General features: G+C 48.1%; 14 protein-coding genes, 1 pseudogene and 1 riboswitch. Of the genes and pseudogenes, 7 read left to right on the top strand and 8 right to left on the bottom strand.

Going from position 1 to position 17,140, the window contains the following annotated elements; genetic code table 11:
- Positions 1–112 precede the first annotated feature (112 nt).
- On the top strand, positions 113–496 hold the full coding sequence (locus tag DFR28_RS05445; protein ID WP_113953251.1) for a VOC family protein: 384 nt from the start codon (positions 113–115) through the stop codon (positions 494–496).
- 69 nt (positions 497–565) lie between these two features.
- Here DFR28_RS05445 and DFR28_RS05440 read toward each other — a convergent pair whose 3' ends face one another.
- From DFR28_RS05440 to DFR28_RS05405, 8 genes are all read right to left on the bottom strand, one after another.
- Positions 566–1,930, bottom strand: a complete 1,365-nt coding sequence (locus DFR28_RS05440) for an NAD(P)/FAD-dependent oxidoreductase (protein WP_113953250.1) — start codon at positions 1,928–1,930, stop codon at positions 566–568.
- Between the two features lie 111 nt (positions 1,931–2,041).
- A complete protein-coding gene (locus DFR28_RS05435) occupies positions 2,042–2,770 on the bottom strand; it encodes a 3-ketoacyl-ACP reductase FabG2 (RefSeq protein WP_113953249.1) in 729 nt (242 codons plus the stop codon).
- Between the two features lie 40 nt (positions 2,771–2,810).
- Positions 2,811–5,123 (bottom strand): MMPL family transporter, encoded by a 2,313-nt coding sequence (locus DFR28_RS05430; protein WP_170131986.1) that lies wholly within the window; start codon positions 5,121–5,123, stop codon positions 2,811–2,813.
- 10 nt (positions 5,124–5,133) lie between these two features.
- Positions 5,134–5,754, bottom strand: a complete 621-nt coding sequence (locus DFR28_RS05425; protein WP_170131985.1) for a LolA family protein — start codon at positions 5,752–5,754, stop codon at positions 5,134–5,136.
- A gap of 29 nt (positions 5,755–5,783) precedes the next feature.
- Complete coding sequence (locus tag DFR28_RS05420) at positions 5,784–6,209, bottom strand: acyl-CoA thioesterase (protein ID WP_113953246.1); 426 nt, start codon at positions 6,207–6,209, stop codon at positions 5,784–5,786.
- Positions 6,210–6,215: 6 nt separating this feature from the next.
- A complete protein-coding gene (locus tag DFR28_RS05415) occupies positions 6,216–6,458 on the bottom strand; it encodes an acyl carrier protein (RefSeq protein ID WP_113953245.1) in 243 nt (80 codons plus the stop codon).
- 52 nt (positions 6,459–6,510) lie between these two features.
- The gene (locus DFR28_RS05410) at positions 6,511–7,299 is read right to left on the bottom strand and encodes a lysophospholipid acyltransferase family protein (RefSeq protein WP_113953244.1); all 789 of its coding nucleotides are present in this window, start codon (positions 7,297–7,299) and stop codon (positions 6,511–6,513) included.
- 12 nt (positions 7,300–7,311) lie between these two features.
- On the bottom strand, positions 7,312–8,271 hold the full coding sequence (locus DFR28_RS05405) for a chorismate transformation FkbO/Hyg5 family protein (protein WP_113953243.1): 960 nt from the start codon (positions 8,269–8,271) through the stop codon (positions 7,312–7,314).
- 304 nt (positions 8,272–8,575) lie between these two features.
- Between DFR28_RS05405 and DFR28_RS05400 the strand changes: the two genes are divergently transcribed.
- From DFR28_RS05400 to DFR28_RS05375, 6 genes and pseudogenes are all read left to right on the top strand, one after another.
- Positions 8,576–8,839 carry a phosphopantetheine-binding protein gene (locus DFR28_RS05400; RefSeq protein WP_113953242.1) on the top strand — a complete coding sequence of 88 codons (264 nt, stop codon included), beginning with the start codon at positions 8,576–8,578 and terminating at the stop codon, positions 8,837–8,839.
- 40 nt (positions 8,840–8,879) lie between these two features.
- Complete coding sequence (locus DFR28_RS05395; protein WP_113953241.1) at positions 8,880–10,316, top strand: AMP-binding protein; 1,437 nt, start codon at positions 8,880–8,882, stop codon at positions 10,314–10,316.
- Between the two features lie 49 nt (positions 10,317–10,365).
- Positions 10,366–10,478: riboswitch (S-adenosyl-L-homocysteine riboswitch) on the top strand.
- A gap of 38 nt (positions 10,479–10,516) precedes the next feature.
- Entirely contained in the window at positions 10,517–11,935 is a 1,419-nt protein-coding gene (gene ahcY / locus DFR28_RS05390; RefSeq protein WP_113953240.1) for an adenosylhomocysteinase, read from the top strand.
- Between the two features lie 116 nt (positions 11,936–12,051).
- Positions 12,052–12,900: a methylenetetrahydrofolate reductase [NAD(P)H] gene (metF, locus tag DFR28_RS05385; RefSeq protein WP_113953432.1), complete on the top strand. Its 849-nt coding sequence runs from the start codon at positions 12,052–12,054 to the stop codon at positions 12,898–12,900.
- Positions 12,901–12,932: 32 nt separating this feature from the next.
- Positions 12,933–16,620 (top strand): annotated as a pseudogene (gene metH, locus DFR28_RS05380) (methionine synthase).
- A 120-nt stretch (positions 16,621–16,740) separates the two neighbouring features.
- Positions 16,741–17,121, top strand: a complete 381-nt coding sequence (locus DFR28_RS05375; protein ID WP_113953239.1) for a hypothetical protein — start codon at positions 16,741–16,743, stop codon at positions 17,119–17,121.
- Positions 17,122–17,140 lie beyond the last annotated feature (19 nt).

Here is a 17,140-nt window from a genome sequence, read left to right as displayed (position 1 = left end):
GGATGTTTTGAAGAGGGCACTGTCATTAGATTGGTTCGTGCCAAAATGATGCTATGTTTGATTTTTCTAGAAAAAGTATCCCATTTAACCGCTGTTCTATTAGGAGTGTTTAATGAATCTTAATCAGGTAACGTTGCCGGTCAACGACATGGTGGCAGCGGTTGAGTTCTATTTAACACTTGGGTTTATTCAGATTGTCGATACACCGCACTATGCTCGATTCGCTTGTCCCGAGGGAGCATCAACGTTTTCATTGTCATTATCGCAAGAGCATCATCAACACGGTGCGGTGATATATTTTGAGCACGAAGCACTTGATGATTGGGTCGAGACTCTGTTGACCAAGAACATTGAGTTTGAGCAACTTCCTACGAACGAATCGTACTTGTGGCGTGAGGCCGTCCTGTATGACCCTTCTGGTAATAAAATTAAGTTGTATTGGGCGGGAGAAAATCGGCTAAATCCGCCTTGGCGTATTACTAGGAGAGCTAAGTGAGAGTGCTGAGATAGTCATTACTTTGTTGATTTCGGTGTACAAACGTTGTGTACATCCGATGAGTGTTGTTTAGGCGGCGGCGGTACATTTACCGATACTGACTTCGGCTTGCTTGAGCATGGTTTGCAGTTGCGATAATTGAGTTGCTGTAAGGGTGCTGCGGATTCGGTTGTTTTCCATCTGTGACTTGTCTCGAATCAAGTGCTGACAAGTGTGGTGTAACACGGTGTGATTGAGCTCTGAACGGGTTTTTACACCGGACACCAGCTGTGACAACATGCGACTCACAATGGGTTCGACGTATCGGCTGATCGAAAACACACTGGCTTCGTGGCGAATGTAATCGCGCATCTCGCCCATGCTTAATATTCTGCCATCGTAGAAATACTGTATGAGTCGGGTCCAAGCGTCGTGCCAGTGTTGCATTTGCGAGAAATAGTCAGCGCTATGCCTTTCCACCTCGCTTTGCGGTTTCGACAGTACTAATCTATCTAAAAGCTCGGCTGATTCTAGTGCCATAAATACGCCGGGCGACAACATTGGGTCAACAAAACCGAGCGCGTCACCAAGCAAAATCCACCCTTTACCGTGTGCTTGTTCGGTAATAAGTTGATAGTTGCTGTACGTCATGACCTCGCTAACTCGTTGCCGTCCTAAGCCTGCCTCGGCTAACAAGGGGTTATGCGAAATTGCATTTTCTAGTCGTTCTGCCGCATTACGGCCGTATAGTTTTGCGCTGTCTGCATTCATCACTACGCCGACGGAGGTAACGCCGTGCAAAGGAATTTGCCAAGACCAGCCGCATGCCAACGCACTTAACACCACTTGGCCGTCGAGGTGAGCATCGTCGGAAAAATTCTTGAAGTGGGCAAAGTGAGCTATGTCAGTTCGCGGACCGCGATTGGCAGAAAGGTTTAAGCGTCGACTAAATAAACGTGAGCGACCCGTGGCATCAATCAAAATGTCGGGCTGTGTGCTGAGATTCAAGCCGGCTGCTAATAAGCTGTCGTTGCTTAATCTAAGTTCGCGTTGCGGGTCATCGTCGACCAGCTCAACATTGGCTCGATGGGTAATAAAGCGCACTCCGAGCTGTTCGGCGCGCTGTCTAATAATTCGATCAAACTGAGGTCGCGGAATATTATAAGAATAGTCTGGGTAATCGCTACCATACGCTTTGAATTCGAAGTCGACCCGGTTGCCATTGCCGTGGCGTAGAGCAGCACCACGTTTAACGCGTGAAACGGCAGCCACCTGCTGTTCAATGCCGAGCCGCCGTAAAACCGGTATTGCCGCCGGTACCAATGACTCGCCGACCATCAATTCTGGCGTTTTATCGCTGTCGAACACCAAACAATCGATGTCTCTCTCGCGCAAAAAGCAAGCAAGGGCACAACCTGCAGGGCCGGCTCCGATTATAGCAACTTGCTTATACATGAGAGGTTTGGATGGTAATCATGGCGCTATTATAGGCAATCAAATGGGCCGGGCAAACCTAGCAAAATTGACTAGCCGGTTAGCCGTGCTGTTCATTTGAACTAATTCGGCTCAGCACATGCCGCCGTTTACGCTGATTACTTGGCGCGTCACATAGCCGGCTGAATCTGACATTAAATAGGCCACCGCAGCCGCAATATCTTCGACTTGGCCGAATCGGCCCATGGGTATCATCTTTTTAGCTTCGTCGGCATGAATATTTTCTGTCATGTCGGTTTCGATAACCCCGGGTGCGACACAGTTCACAGTGATTTTACGTTTGGCTAATTCAACGGCTAAAGCTTTGGTTGCACCAATAATGCCGGCTTTCGCAGCACTGTAGTTAACTTGGCCGCGATTACCGATTAGTCCAGACACCGACGACAAAGTCACGATGCGCCCGCCGCTACGAAGCCGAATCATTGGCATAATCAACGGCTGCAGTACGTTGTAAAAGCCGTCTAAGTTGGTATGTATTACAGAATCCCATTGTTCGTCTTGGAGCGCAGGGAATGCCGCGTCATGGGCAATGCCGGCGTTGCAGACAACACCATAGTAGGCGCCATTCTGTTCGACGTCGGACTCTAAAATTTCCCGCACTTGAGCACGATCGCCGATGTCGAACTGTAGTGCCTTAGCTGCTATACCATGCTCTTCAATGGTCTTTACAATCGCATCGGCCGCGGCTTGATTGCTGTGATAGTTTACTGTTATGTCGAAGCCTTGCCGCGCTAGCTCAATGGCGGTGGCGGCACCAATTCCACGACTAGCGCCGGTGACTAATACTCGTCGATTACTCATGTTTATGTGCTTGTGTCTACGTGCGCCAAAATAGCGTACTTTAGGTTGTTTGAGGGGTTGTCGGGGAGGTTTGAGTGCGAGCATATACCAGCGCACCAAACAGGTTAAAAAAGTTGCCAATCAATAAAGTAATACCGAAACTCGCTACCACTGGAATTGCACTTAAACCAAGTAGGCCAAAAGATAGCAAACTGGTTAGTGCCGATAGCAGGATCGCTTGTAAAGTAATGGCGACACGTTGCTTCAATTCATGTACGAAGATAGCATAATCCATACCGAAGCCGAGCACCAAAAACAGCGCCATAACGTGGAATAAATTGAGTGCAAAGCCGAATACCGCGCTCGCAATAAAGAGTGCCGAGGTCGCGCTAGCGGGAATCAACACCAGCCACAATGCCTTCACTTGTCGAAATCGCAATACCATAAGTGCCGCTACCAAGAGGTACGCCAACAACAACAATTCTAAGGCGGACTGGCGCTGTGTGCTGAGCGCCTGCTCGGTGCGAACCAAGGTATTAACGTATTCGATGCCATCGATATCGGTCAGCAGTGCGTCAAGCGCATTCGCATTAACCCCTTTCTGGATTAATACAAAGCTAACAATATTGTTGGGCTCAACAAACCAAAGCGGCGGCATCGCATCGCCGAGCAAGCCAATTAGCGTAGACGGTAGCAGTCGACGTTGTTTGGCCGCGAGGTACTCTTGCGTCAGCGCGGTGGCACCTTCGGCTTGGCCGAGTTGCATAAGCAATTGGTCAGCCGCACCACCGGTGGTATAGAGTTTTTCCTGCAATTGGTAGATCGCGTCTTGGCTGGCCTGACTTGGTATCCAGTTCATTAGGCTGGTGAATTGTTCAGCGTGTAGTGTTTTACTCTGGTTGATCTTGTTTAGAAATAGTGCGTGACGTTGGTACACTTCTTCGGTGTTTTGGCCGCGTAAAATAATGTACTGGCCGGGTTCGTAGTCACTTGCAACTTCCGCTACTCGTCGTTCGCTGTTGAGCATGTCGGTTGGGGCTTTGAAAAACACTCGAGGATCGTCGTCGAATGGCTGTAATAGCGCCGCGACCGATATGCCTGCAATAAGTGTGGCTAAGGCTAGGGTCGCCCAACAGCGCTTACTTATTTGTCTTAAAGCACTTGAGATCAACGCGAGCAACGCGGGAAATACGCGTTGCTCAACACTCAATGGTTTACGCAAGGCCCAATCACCTAAACACACCACACTGAGCCAGGCCATAAACAAACCAGCGCAGGAAAATACCGCGACTTTTTGCAGGGCTTGCAGGCTGGAGAAGCTCAGTGCCGCATAGCCAATAATCGACGTTAACAAGCTCAATGCTAATGCTCTTAGTAAGGCCTGTTTTTCGTTGCTTTGGTCGGTGTGGTTGCTTGGCGTGTTGGCGTGGCTCGCGCCGTGATAAAAGTAGTGCAGTGAATAGTCAATTACAATGCCGATTAGGCTCGCACCGAACACAATGGTCAGCACATGGACTTTACCGTATACGGTGTGCGTTAGAATGAACGCGAAGCCCACTCCCAGCGCAATCGATGCTATCGGTAACAGTAACGCCCGTAAGCTTCGGAACACGAGTAGTAGCAACAGAATGACGCCGATTGTAGAGCCGGTGCTGATCATGCTTATGTCTTGCTTAGAGCTGCTGGCGGCCTGAGCGGCGAAAAAGAATATGCCAGAGCGGTCAATCGACACGTTGTGTGACGTTTCAGTCAGTTCGATGAGTTCGTCAAGCTGTTGGCTCAATGCCTTTTGCGCATTCATATTGAGCGCGCCCTGAGTAATCGATAGCTGAATCGGCAGCGCTACCGAGTTGTCTTGTTCGTGGCTTGGGTTGCTAGGTGCGAGTTGTAGTAGCGTATCGGAATGAATACCCAGCGGGTCGAGTGTGAATGGCAATACGCGAACTTGGCCAGATAAACCAAGCATTGCCGCGTAGGCGCTGTTGGCTATTTCATCGGCGTTCATGTCTGTCAGTGAAGCTTGCTGATTAACCGTCAACAGGCTGAATCGATACGGCGTTAGCTGTTCGATCATTTGTTCAGATCGTTGTTCGGGCGAGGCATGCACGGTCAGATTGCTTACCTGACTCAATGCTTGACGTAAGTCGTCATCCGCTTGGTACGCGGCGTCTTCGGGGCCAGACACCAATAAGATAATGCGCTGTTGGATATTGTCTTGCAGTGCATCAATGGCGGCTCGAGTCTGCGAGCTGTGTTGACTCCCTGGCGAGATGTCTGCAAGATCGGTGTCGATCTGTATCGCGGTACCTAGGCGTAACGCCAACACGATACTGGCAATCACTAACACAATGAACAGAATTCGGGCGATGCGCATGAACATGCTGCTATTTATCCAATAGTTGGCAAATAGCGAGGCGTAGACTCTCGACCGACGCACAGGCCTCGACAGGCTCTTGATCGTTGTTAAACTGCGTATCCTGAGTCGATTCTATAATGGTGTGTTGCTGGTTGCGGTCTACAATTGTTAGTTGCACAGTCGCAAGTTCGACGTTCAGCTTGAGGTCGATATGTGAAATGCCGCGTTGTAAGGAGCGTTGTTTGGGCGTGAGTCGATACACTGAAGCGTCCGGTAAGAGCGCTATTGTGAACCGCTTGCTAAGTTCGTCTTGCTCGCCAGCCATTAAGCTGTTGAGTAAATCGCCGAGAAATTTGTGCTGGCGTGAGCTTAGTTTTTGAAAGGTGTTATCTTTAACAATATATCCAGCACCGCCTTTTTGCAGCACCAATGCTTCAGCGATCGGTGCAGCGGTCGACCACACCACACCATGCTCGCAGTGGAAGTAGAAATAGCCAGCGGATTCAAGTGGTGTTGGTATGCCGCTAAGTAAACGTTGTTGGCTAAAATGGCCAGCAAAGCTACAGGTTTGATTGGATAGTGGTAACGGCACGTCTTGACTGGTTTCAATGGAGTTGGCTTGCACCGGTAAGCCGATAGGCAATAACACTATTAATAATGCGGTTCGGATTGAGCACATCATGACGTTGGTGTGGCGGGCAAGCGACTCTCGATATGTTCGATGAACTCGCGTGGACTTTGGAATTGGGTAATGTTGTCTGGCATAAGCACCGCGACTTGCTGAGTTTGCCCCTTGGTTAATCGGTCACCGGAAACTTGGTCAGTAATTAGATAGTCTATAACCAGCTTGTTTTCCCATTGCTTGAGTGTGGCTTTGACCTGAATCCGTTGCTTGAACACGATAGGTTTAACATACCGTATGTGCATATCAATGACCGGGAAAAAATAACCTGATTCTTCCATTCGCTGATACGGGTAACCAATTTCTTCGAGTAGTTGGCAGCGAGCAATTTCAAAATACTTGGGGTAGTTGCCGTGCCACACGATTCGATAGGCATCCACGTCGAAAAATGGTACCTCCATGTCTAGCTTGGTGCTCAGCATGGCTAATTACATTTTGTGAATGACGTCAGCCACTTCACCGATGGTACGCGCATCAATAAAGGCGTCGGCATCAATGTCGCGCCCAACAAATTTCTTTAGCTCGATTAATAGGTCAATAGTGTCAATGCTATCAATATCGAGATCGTCATAGAGTTTTGCTTCAGGAACGAGTTTTTCTTCTTCAATTTCAAATAGATCAACCAACACGCCGTTAATGTGATCTAGAATTTCTTGTTTAGTATGTGCCATACGTTTGCAATTATGTAAGCCTTATTAGGCGGCGGATTATAGCACTAACTGGCTAACTACCGACCACTGCCGAAACCGCCTTATAATAGTAGTCGCGCAGCCACTCGGTAAGCTTACGGTATTGTCGTGTGCGCGGCTCTGCGGTGTCGATGCATTGCGCAATCTGCAGCACTGAATGAAACTGCATAATGATCTTAGATTTATCCTTTGGAATTTCATACCATTTTTGACCTTTACCCAGAGCGCGAGGCATACAGCACAGCACGATTGGCAAAATCGGTGCATTGCTGAGAACGGCGATATTGGCGGCTCCACGTTTAAAATCCAATTGCAGGTCGTATTGGTTACGTGTTCCTTCGGGGAATATGAGAATGTTTTCGCCTTGCGCTATTTTCTCGGCCGCGCGTTCCACTAGGGCAGGATCGCCGTTAGAGATATAGCCTGCAGATTTAATCGGTAGGTAGGTAAATGGGTTGTGACACAAGGAGGCTTTTACTACACAGCATAAGTTTTCGACGTACGCTAAAACAAATAGAGCGTCTATTAGCATGGTGTGATTTGAGATCACCAAATGCCCGCTAATGGCAGTAGGTCGTTCACCTTCCAGTGAGTAACTCATCAACCCTGATGCTTGAATCAATTGAACGTAGAAGCGGCACAGCGACTGTATAACGTTGCGAACACGCCGTTGCTTAGCGGCTTGGTCGATTGGCAATAATGCTAAGCAAAATATGTAGATGCCGGGCAATAGTGCGCCAATCGCAAATAAGATATAGCAAATTCCGGCGGCCAAAATTCGCCAAGCATGATTGACTGACAGCGCTGGCACGATTAACAGCATTGCGCGTGGTGATTAGCTAGCAACGCAAAAGCACTCTATTTCCACCAATAGATCTGAACGACAGATATCGGCATGGGTAAACAGTACTTCGGTGTCTGGGAACAATTCTTTGACGATGCGATTGCACTCTTCAAAGTCTGACTTATTACGCAAGTACACTCGTAAGGTTCGCACTTGGCTACGCTTGAACGAGGTTTCTTTTAATAAGTACAAAATATTGTCGTTAGTGGTGTAAAGCTGCAGACGTAGATCGTCTTGATGCACTGAGCTATGACCCAAAATACTGGCGGTTCCAGAGATAAAACAGAGGCGTTGTTCGCCTAACTCGAGGGTCGTGGCGCGCGCAAACGATGGGCTGCTGAGCCCATATTGGCGAGGGTATTTGAACGCGTCGACTTGGCGCGGGTTAGCATGATGCTCGGCACTAGTTGCGGTGGTTAAGGCATAAACGGTAATTCCATCGCGGTAGTGGCCAACCGCCGAGGCGGCCGGAAACTGCAAATCATCTAATTGATGTTTAGTGAAGGCCCGAAGCCGTCCAGCGCAGAACCGTTTATAATTTTCACTGTCGCCAGCGCCCACATTAATGTTGGGAATGTAATTCCAAAAGCGCACTAATTCAGGGTGTGGCGAGGCATTGATGAAGCTGAGCAATTGATCGTATACGGCGTAGGCTGTGGCTTCAAAGTCGTCGCCTTGTTGAAGTGGCATCGACACGCTGCAGAACTGCAAGTCGGCAGAACGTCGCCAAGCGCAGCCAAGATCGTTGCCGTGCTCAACTGAGCCTGATTCAATTTGCCAAACTTCGTAAGCAGAATTGGGTAGGCCGTCGATTTCAGAAAGTAACTCTACTCGAGTATCAATCACTGATTCAGGCTGAGGCGGATTTGCGGTGAATCGCAATACAGCTAAGGTATCACGCGCTGACAGCAGCCGTTCGGGGTCAGACGTGGTAATGTAATTTCGTAGCATGCGATGGCTCACTTATGACATAACAAGGTACAGCACGCGATGCTAAGCACAACCGACAGAGAGTGCTAAAGAACGAGTAATAAGGGTTTTCGACACCACAATTGGCATCGTAAAAGGCAGTGGTTTGAAGCACCGGCATCCCTCATAAATTGTGCTATAGCGTCAAAATTAGACAGTTGTCTTTTTTGTGTAACTATCGGTTATGCCGACGCTGTTTTGGTATCTTGTTATTATCTTTTCTAAACGAATAGTTTAAACTTTCGCCCTTTGAAAATAAAGACACAACCGAACGGAGATTCCGACCATGGCAACTCAAACTCCTGCTGAAGCAGCCCTCGCAGAACTGCTTGTAGAAGTCCTGAATCTGGAAGATGTTGAGCCGAATGAAATCGATCCCGAAGAATTATTGTTCGGTGATGGGCTTGGATTAGACTCGATTGATGCGCTGGAGATTGCCTTGGCAATTTCCCAAGAGCACGGTGTCGAGATGAAGGCTGAAGACGAAAGTACCAAAGAGGCCTTTGCTACCTTGCGTAGCTTAAACGCCTTTATTGAAGCACACTCATAAAATTGTTCAGTTTGGCATGATCCTCATGCGATGACCTGACATGAGTGATGTAACACTGTTAATCCAACGGGAGCTAACTGCGCCCGTTGCGTGCTTAAGCAAACCGCTGAATCAGCTAACGGGTTCTGTAAGTGGGTCGAGCGCGCTTAGCGGAGCGCCGCTTATTGTGTCGAATGCGGCGTTTCTTAATCATGTGCTACGTTTAGCCGCGGTTATGCCGCGCGCTGAACATGTTATTAACCTGTGTGACAATCGCTATTTGTTCTTGGTGGTTCTGAGTGCTGCTATTGTGAATCGGCAGACCTGCTTATTGCCCGCAAATAAAAATGGCGTGACGCAGCTTAATCTAGCTCAGCGCTATGCCGGCTGTGCGGTGGTTCACGATGGTGCTGTCGATATAGATGCGAGTCTCGATGCTATGAATGTGGCGGAGTGTGACTGGTCTCTCGACGAGAGTCATCAAGCTATTCCTAGCGTGCCGCTGGATCATCTCGCGGCGATTAGCTTCACTTCTGGTTCCACTGGTGAGTCCAAACCAAACCCCAAGTCGTGGCGCACTTTGCAAGAGAGTACTCGAATCAATGCGCGCTATATGTTGCCCAATAATCGAGACGTTTTTTATCACTTAGCGACTGTGCCAGGACAACATATGTGGGGCTTTGAAACCTCGGTATTACTACCGTTGTTTGCTAACGCTTGTTTGGTGGACGCGCGTCCGTTATTTCCTCATGATGTACGCCAAGCCTTAGCGAGTCTGCCCGCGCCACGTACGTTAATTACCACGCCAGTGCATCTGCGCGCATTAGTGGCATCACTGGAATCCAGTGCTGCTGATGTGCCGGCGGTAGAGCTGATATTGTGTGCTACTGCGCCCCTCGACCAATCGTTGGCATGTGCTGCCGAGCAGGTGTTCGACTGTAAACTGCGCGAAGTTTATGGTTGCAGCGAGGTCGGGTCTATGTCAATCCGTCGGCCGTCACAAACTAATAGTTGGACGCGTTTTTCTGATATTCAGTTTATCTCGCTTGAATCTGGCTGCACTCGTGTCGACACCGACTACTTGCCGGCGCCGGTGATGCTAGAAGATCAATTAACGTTATTGGATGCAGACACGTTTGAGTTGGTCGGTCGTGCCAGTGATCAAATCAAGATAGCTGGCAAACGAGGTTCGTTGCGAGATGTTAATTTGGTGCTGAATCGTTTTGACGGTTTGCGTGATGGCGTGGTGTTTTTTCCGCAGCAAGATCGTGCAGTGCCGCGTTTGGTTGCGTTGGTGTGTCTAAAAGCGGGCGTCGCTAAAACGCAGCTGCAGACCTTTTTGCGACAGCAATTAGATTCTGCGTTTGTGCCTAGGCCTATCTATATAGTCGATGAATTACCGCGTGAGCCAAACGGTAAACTACCGAACGCATCCGTATTGGCGATTTATGATCAGTTACGGCCATCATCTGAATCGGTGAAAACACTAGTGAATTAACGGTTTTTGACTGGAAATTCACAAATAGCGTGTCTATAATCGCAGCCGAGTGCTTGAGGAGCGTTGCAACGGGTCCTTCCCGTCAGGCTCAAGCATCGTTAGTACTGCTGTTTTTTAAATAGTTAAGTGTCTAGCGCCTAGCTGCAACGACGCTCATTTTTCGTTAACTTTAATTCTTATTTAAGAACAGGAGATGAAAGATGAGTGTAAATCCATCGAATCCCGAATTTGTAGACTATTACGTCAAAGATATTAACCTTGCTGCTTTCGGCCGCAAGGAAATTGCAATTGCCGAAACCGAAATGCCAGGCTTGGTATCGGTTCGTGAAGAGTTCCGTACTCAGCAGCCATTGAAAGGCGCTAAGATTACCGGTTCTTTGCACATGACTATTCAAACCGCCGTGCTGATCGAAACCTTGGTTGCCCTTGGTGCCGAAGTACGTTGGGCGTCATGCAATATCTATTCTACGCAAGACCACGCGGCGGCAGCGATTGCGGCGCAAAATATTCCAGTATTTGCCATTAAAGGCGAAACTTTGGAAGAGTACTGGGACTACACGCACCGCATCATGGATTGGCCTGGTGATACTGGCCCGAATATGATTCTAGATGACGGTGGCGATGCCACAATGTTGTTGATCTTAGGTGCTAAAGCCGAAAAAGATATTTCGGTATTAAACAACCCGGGCAGTGAAGAAGAAACCTTTTTGTTTGCGGCGATTAAGAAGACCTTAGCCAAAGATAATACTTGGTATTCTCGTCGACTCGCTGGTGTGCAAGGTGTGACAGAAGAAACAACTACCGGTGTAGCGCGTCTATATAAAATGGTTAAGGACGGCACATTGCCATTCCCAGCCATCAATGTAAACGACTCGGTTACTAAGTCTAAATTCGATAATTTATATGGCTGTCGTGAGTCTTTGGTTGATTCAATCAAGCGTGCGACGGACGTAATGATCGCTGGTAAAACCGCCGTAGTTTGTGGTTATGGTGACGTAGGCAAAGGTTCTGCAGCCTCATTACGTGGTCTTGGTGCCATCGTAAAGGTGACTGAAATTGATCCGATTTGTGCGTTGCAAGCCGCGATGGAAGGGTACCAAGTAGTGACCCTGGAAGAGGCGGTTGCCGATGCGGATATTTTTGTTACGACTACTGGTAACTACAACATTATTCGTCGTGAGCACATGGAAGCGATGAAGAACCAAGCGATTGTTTGTAATATTGGTCACTTCGATAATGAAATTGACGTTGCTGGTTTAGACGATTGCGAATGGGAAAACATTAAGGATCAAGTAGACCATGTAATTTTCCCTGACGGTAAGCGAATTATTTTATTGGCTCGCGGTCGATTGGTTAACCTTGGTTGCGCAACGGGACATCCGAGTTTTGTTATGTCGAATTCGTTTACTAACCAGACGTTGGCACAAATCGAACTTTGGACTAAGAGCGGCGAGTACGGTAATGATGTATATATCTTGCCTAAGCACCTAGATGAAAAAGTGGCTCGCCTACATCTGGACAAAATTGGCGCCAAGCTAACTACGTTGACCAAGGATCAGGCTGATTACATTAATGTCAGTGTTGAAGGTCCTTACAAGTCAGATCACTATCGCTATTAATTTAGCCTAGCTCGCCATTGCGGGCACGCACAGTGATCTCTTGGACTCGTATTTCTGAGCCAGAGATTGCTGTGTGCGATCGATCGCGTAATGGCGCCGCTCAAGGAGCAACAATTATGAGTAAATCCCCTGAACTCAGTTTTGAATTTTTCCCGCCACGGACCGATAAAGGCGTCGCTACCCTAAATCAGGTTCATGCGGAATTGGCTCGTTTTGAGCCAGAGTTTTTCTCGGTAACTTTTGGTGCCGGTGGCAGTACTCAAGACGGTACATTTGATGCTGTTAAGAGTATGTTAGCGGCAGGTTCTGATGCCGCCCCGCATATTTCTTGTGTTGGGTCATCTAAGCAAAACATCAAGCAGATGGTTGATGGATATATGGCGCTCGGTGTTAAGCGTTTAGTCGTGTTGCGCGGAGATCTGCCTTCCGGCATGGTTGAGCGAGGTGATTTCGCTTATGCCAACGAGTTAGTCGAGTATATCCGCAAAGAATATGGCGACAGCCTTCATTTAGAAGTTGCTGCCTATCCGGATTTTCATCCGGAATCCCGTAGCCCGCAGAAAGACATTGAAAACTTTAAACGCAAAGTAGATGCCGGTGCTAATTCAGCGCTGACTCAGTATTTCTATAATGCCGATAGCTATTTTTCCTATGTGGATGAAGCGCAGCGAATGGGCGTAGATGTGCCGATTATTCCGGGCATTATGCCAATCACGAATTACACCATGTTGGTGCGCTTTTCGGATAATTGTGGCGCAGAGTTGCCGCGTTGGATTCGCGCCCGTTTAGAGCAGTATCAGGACGACGAAGCCTCTCTTAAAGCTTTTGGCTTAGATGTGGTAACGCATCTTTGTTTTGATCTTCTGGATAACGGAGTTCAAGGCTTACACTTTTATGCGCTTAATAAAATTGAGCCAGTAAAAGAAATTTGCACACGAGTTGGCTTTCAGCTTGCGTCTAGCTAATCATTAACTCGCTACTCAACAAAGGGTCTCTTATGTCGAATCGCAGTGCTGAACTGAAACGCCTAATGGCGCAACGAATTCTGATTCTCGATGGTGCTATGGGCACCATGATTCAGCGTCGTAAACTTGAGGAAGATGATTACCGAGGTGAGCGTTTCGCCGATTGGGAATCACCACTCAAAGGCATGAACGATCTATTGGTGTTGACTAATCCAGACATCATTGCAGACATCCACCGAGAGTATCTGGCGGCTGGAGCGGATATTATTGAAACCAATAATTTCAATGCTACGACCAGCGATCTCAAGCGCTACAATTTGCAAGATTACGCTTACGAAATCAATGTTGCCGCGGCCAAGTTGGCGCGTAAAACCGCTGACGAATTTAGCACTGAGGACAAGCCGCGCTTTGTAGCCGGAGTGCTAGGGCCTAATCAAAAAACCGCATCAGTGTCGGTTGATGTTAACGACCCCGGTGCACGTGCTATTAGTTTTGATGAGCTAGTTGACGACTACTCTTTGGCGACGCGCGGCTTGATCGAAGGTGGCGCGGACATCATTTTGATCGAAACGGTATTCGACACATTAAATGCTAAGGCCGCGGTGTTTGCGGTTAAAACGGTGTTCGATGAAGATAACGTTGAGTTACCTATTATGATTTCCGGCACCATAACCGATGCCTCTGGTAGAACCTTAACCGGCCAAGTGACCGAGGCGTTTTATAATAGCTTACGCCATGCCAAGCCGCTTACCATTGGTTTGAATTGTGCCTTGGGCCCTGGTGAGCTACGACAGTACGTAGCAGAGATATCCCGAATTTCAGAGTCCGGCGTGTCTGCGCATCCAAATGCCGGTCTACCCAATGAGTTAGGTGAATACGATTTAGAGCCAGAAGAAATGGCCGAGCATATTCGTGAATGGGCCGACAGCGGATTCTTAAATATTGTCGGTGGTTGTTGTGGCTCGTCGCCTGACCATATTCAAGCGATTGCGAATGCCGTCGCGTCTATCGCGCCTAGAGAGAGCAAACATCATGTCTAATTCAGTCAATATGCGTCTATCTGGTTTAGAGCCGTTTAATATCTCAGAAGACACCTTATTCGTTAACGTTGGTGAACGTACCAATGTGACCGGTTCGGCACGTTTCAAAAAGCTTATTAAGGAAGAGGACTACGAGGCGGCCTTAGAAGTAGCACGCCAGCAAGTTGAAGCAGGCGCGCAGGTTATCGACGTCAATATGGATGAAGGATTGATCGACGCTAAAAAAGTCATGGTCACTTTCCTAAATCTAATGGCCTCGGAACCTGACATCTCACGGGTGCCCGTGATGATTGACTCGTCTAAATGGGAGGTTATCGAAGCAGGTCTGAAGTGCTTACAAGGCAAAGGCATCGTCAACTCAATCTCGATGAAAGAGGGCGAAGCTAAGTTCATAGAGCAAGCCAAATTGGTGATGCGTTACGGGGCGGCTGTGATTGTCATGGCTTTTGACGAACAAGGACAAGCCGACACCAAAGAACGCAAAGTTGAAATTTGTACTAGGGCGTATAAGATTTTGACCGAGCAGGTAGGGTTTCCGCCAGAAGACATCATCTTTGATCCGAATATTTTTGCGATTGCGACCGGTATCGATGAGCATAATAATTATGCAGTCGACTTTATCGAGGCTACGCGCGAGATTAAGCGTACTTTACCGCACGCCAAAGTATCGGGTGGTGTGTCTAATGTGTCGTTCTCATTTCGCGGTAATAATCCGGTGCGCGAAGCGATTCACTCGGTGTTTTTATATCATGCTATTCAAGCTGGAATGGACATGGGCATTGTTAACGCCGGACAATTGGCGATTTATGCAGATTTACCCGATGAGTTGCGTGAAAAAGTAGAAGACGTGGTTCTCAACCGCAACGACGGTGCGACTGAAGCATTGCTCGATATTGCTGAAAATTACCGTGGTGATGGCAAACAAATCGATACTCGGCAAGACCAAGAGTGGCGCACCTGGGACGTTAATAAACGTTTGGCACATGCTTTGGTTAAAGGGATTACCGAGTATATAGACGACGATACGGAAGAGGCTCGTCTTGCCGCCGATAAGCCGTTGCACGTAATCGAAGGCCCGCTTATGGATGGCATGAACGTGGTAGGCGACCTATTTGGGTCCGGTAAAATGTTCTTACCACAAGTGGTCAAGTCGGCTCGCGTGATGAAAAAAGCAGTAGCCTACTTAATGCCTTATATCGAAGAAGAGAAAGAAGAAGGCGATACCAATGGCCGGATCTTGATGGCGACGGTAAAAGGTGATGTGCACGATATTGGTAAGAATATTGTCGGTGTGGTGTTGCAGTGCAATAACTACGAAGTCGTCGACCTCGGGGTAATGGTGTCAGCCGAACAGATTCTGCGCGAAGCGGTGGCCAATAAGTGCGACATGATCGGACTATCTGGTTTGATTACACCGTCACTCGATGAAATGGTGCACGTGGCCAAAGAAATGCAACGTCAAGGTATTCAAATGCCGTTGTTGATTGGTGGTGCGACCACGTCTAAGGTGCACACTGCTCTGAAAATCGAACCGAATTTGTTAGATGAACAAGTAGTGCATGTGCCAGATGCCTCACGTGCAGTTGGTGTGGCGCAGAACTTATTGTCAAAAGAAAACAAGGCCGGTTTTGTGAGTGGGGTAAAAGACGAATATGAGCGCATTCGAGTCGAGCGCGCCAAGCATACTAAAGTTCACAAAACCTCGACTATTAAAGAAGCCAGAGCCAATAAAGTCGCCATCGACTGGGCTGGTTATGTACCTGAGAAACCTACTTTTCTAGGGCTTAAAAGCTTTGATGATTATGATCTCAACGACCTAGTTGAACGTATCGATTGGACACCGTTTTTCAGTGCGTGGGAGCTAGCTGGCAGATATCCACGCATTTTAGATGACGCCGTTATTGGCGAAGAAGCGCGCAAGCTATTGCTTGATGGTCAGGCTATGTTGCAAAAAATAATTGATGGCAATTGGCTTCAGGCATCTGGCGTAATTGGATTCTTTCCAGTTAATAGTCACGGCGACGACATTCAAGTGTACGCCGACGACGAGCGTAAAGAGATTGTTCATGTACTGCATAATTTGCGTCAGCAAGACCAAAAGAAAGGCGCTCAGCCCAATTACTGTTTAGCTGATTTTGTGGCGCCCAAAGACAGCGGAATTGCCGACTACATGGGTGCCTTTGCGGTCACCACCGGTCACAAAATCGAAGAGAAATTAGCTGAGTTTCACGCTGATCATGATGACTATCAAGCCATTATGCTCAAGGTGTTAGCGGATCGACTCGCTGAGGCTTTCGCAGAACACATGCACGAACGCGTGCGTAAAGAGTATTGGGGTTATGAGCCTGAAGAGTCGTTGGCCAATGACGACCTCATTCGTGAAAAGTATCGGGGTATTCGACCAGCTCCCGGTTACCCCGCTTGCCCAGACCATACTGAAAAGGCGACGTTATGGGAGATGCTCAAGCCTCAAGAAAATGCTGGTATTACGATCACCGAAAGCTTTGCTATGTTGCCCACTGCGGCAGTGAGTGGTTGGTATTTTGCGCATCCGCAATCACGTTATTTTTCTGTTACACGTATTCAGAAAGACCAAGTTATTCACTACGCTGAGCGTAAGCAGCTAGACTTAATCAGTACCGAACGCTGGTTGTCGCCGGTATTAGGCTACGACGTTTAGTTCAGCGCTCGAGCATTAATGTTGAACGAATCGCCTAAATAGGGGATAGAAGATACGTTATGTGGCGCTGTATGATGCGCATACCTAACTAACTTTGGTACTACCCCAACGGGAGCATTAATGAACAAACTATTAGTCGTATTTGGTTTTACCGCACTATTTGGCAGCATGGCACACGCCGATATGAGTGACTCGATCGGACAAATGTGCGAGAAGATGAAAACCTGTGCGGTGGGTAAAATGGTCGAAGAGGGCGATATACCACCAGAGATGATCGATTCAATGAGCGGCATGTTTGATGGTATGTGCAAGCAAATGCTAGCTGAACATACTCGCGCAATCGGCAATGCCGGTCTAGAAGGCAAAGCGCAATCCTGTGTTGATTCGATGCTTGATAGTTCATGTGATGAATTGATGGAGAGCCAAGGCAACTTTCAATCACCAGCCTGTACGGAATTTACCGAGGCCGCTGAGAAAGCGGGTCTTGATACTAAACAGTAAACAACCGGGCTAGCGTGGG

It is taken from the genome of Arenicella xantha, from assembly GCF_003315245.1.
In the GTDB taxonomy this organism is placed as follows: Bacteria; Pseudomonadota; Gammaproteobacteria; order Arenicellales; family Arenicellaceae; genus Arenicella; species Arenicella xantha.
Note: the sequence above shows the minus strand (reverse complement) of the source record. Positions and strands in the feature narration are given on the sequence as shown.

Coding starts and splice junctions, on each gene's coding strand:
- DFR28_RS05445 (WP_113953251.1), top strand. CDS start 113: ATGAATCTTAATCAGGTAACGTTGCCGGTCAACGACATGGTGGCAGCG.
- DFR28_RS05375 (WP_113953239.1), top strand. CDS start 16,741: ATGAACAAACTATTAGTCGTATTTGGTTTTACCGCACTATTTGGCAGC.
- metF (WP_113953432.1), top strand. CDS start 12,052: ATGAGTAAATCCCCTGAACTCAGTTTTGAATTTTTCCCGCCACGGACC.
- DFR28_RS05440 (WP_113953250.1), bottom strand. CDS start 1,930: ATGTATAAGCAAGTTGCTATAATCGGAGCCGGCCCTGCAGGTTGTGCC.
- DFR28_RS05430 (WP_170131986.1), bottom strand. CDS start 5,123: ATGCGCATCGCCCGAATTCTGTTCATTGTGTTAGTGATTGCCAGTATC.
- DFR28_RS05410 (WP_113953244.1), bottom strand. CDS start 7,299: ATGCTGTTAATCGTGCCAGCGCTGTCAGTCAATCATGCTTGGCGAATT.
- ahcY (WP_113953240.1), top strand. CDS start 10,517: ATGAGTGTAAATCCATCGAATCCCGAATTTGTAGACTATTACGTCAAA.
- DFR28_RS05405 (WP_113953243.1), bottom strand. CDS start 8,271: ATGCTACGAAATTACATTACCACGTCTGACCCCGAACGGCTGCTGTCA.
- DFR28_RS05400 (WP_113953242.1), top strand. CDS start 8,576: ATGGCAACTCAAACTCCTGCTGAAGCAGCCCTCGCAGAACTGCTTGTA.
- DFR28_RS05420 (WP_113953246.1), bottom strand. CDS start 6,209: ATGCTGAGCACCAAGCTAGACATGGAGGTACCATTTTTCGACGTGGAT.
- DFR28_RS05435 (WP_113953249.1), bottom strand. CDS start 2,770: ATGAGTAATCGACGAGTATTAGTCACCGGCGCTAGTCGTGGAATTGGT.
- DFR28_RS05395 (WP_113953241.1), top strand. CDS start 8,880: ATGAGTGATGTAACACTGTTAATCCAACGGGAGCTAACTGCGCCCGTT.
- DFR28_RS05415 (WP_113953245.1), bottom strand. CDS start 6,458: ATGGCACATACTAAACAAGAAATTCTAGATCACATTAACGGCGTGTTG.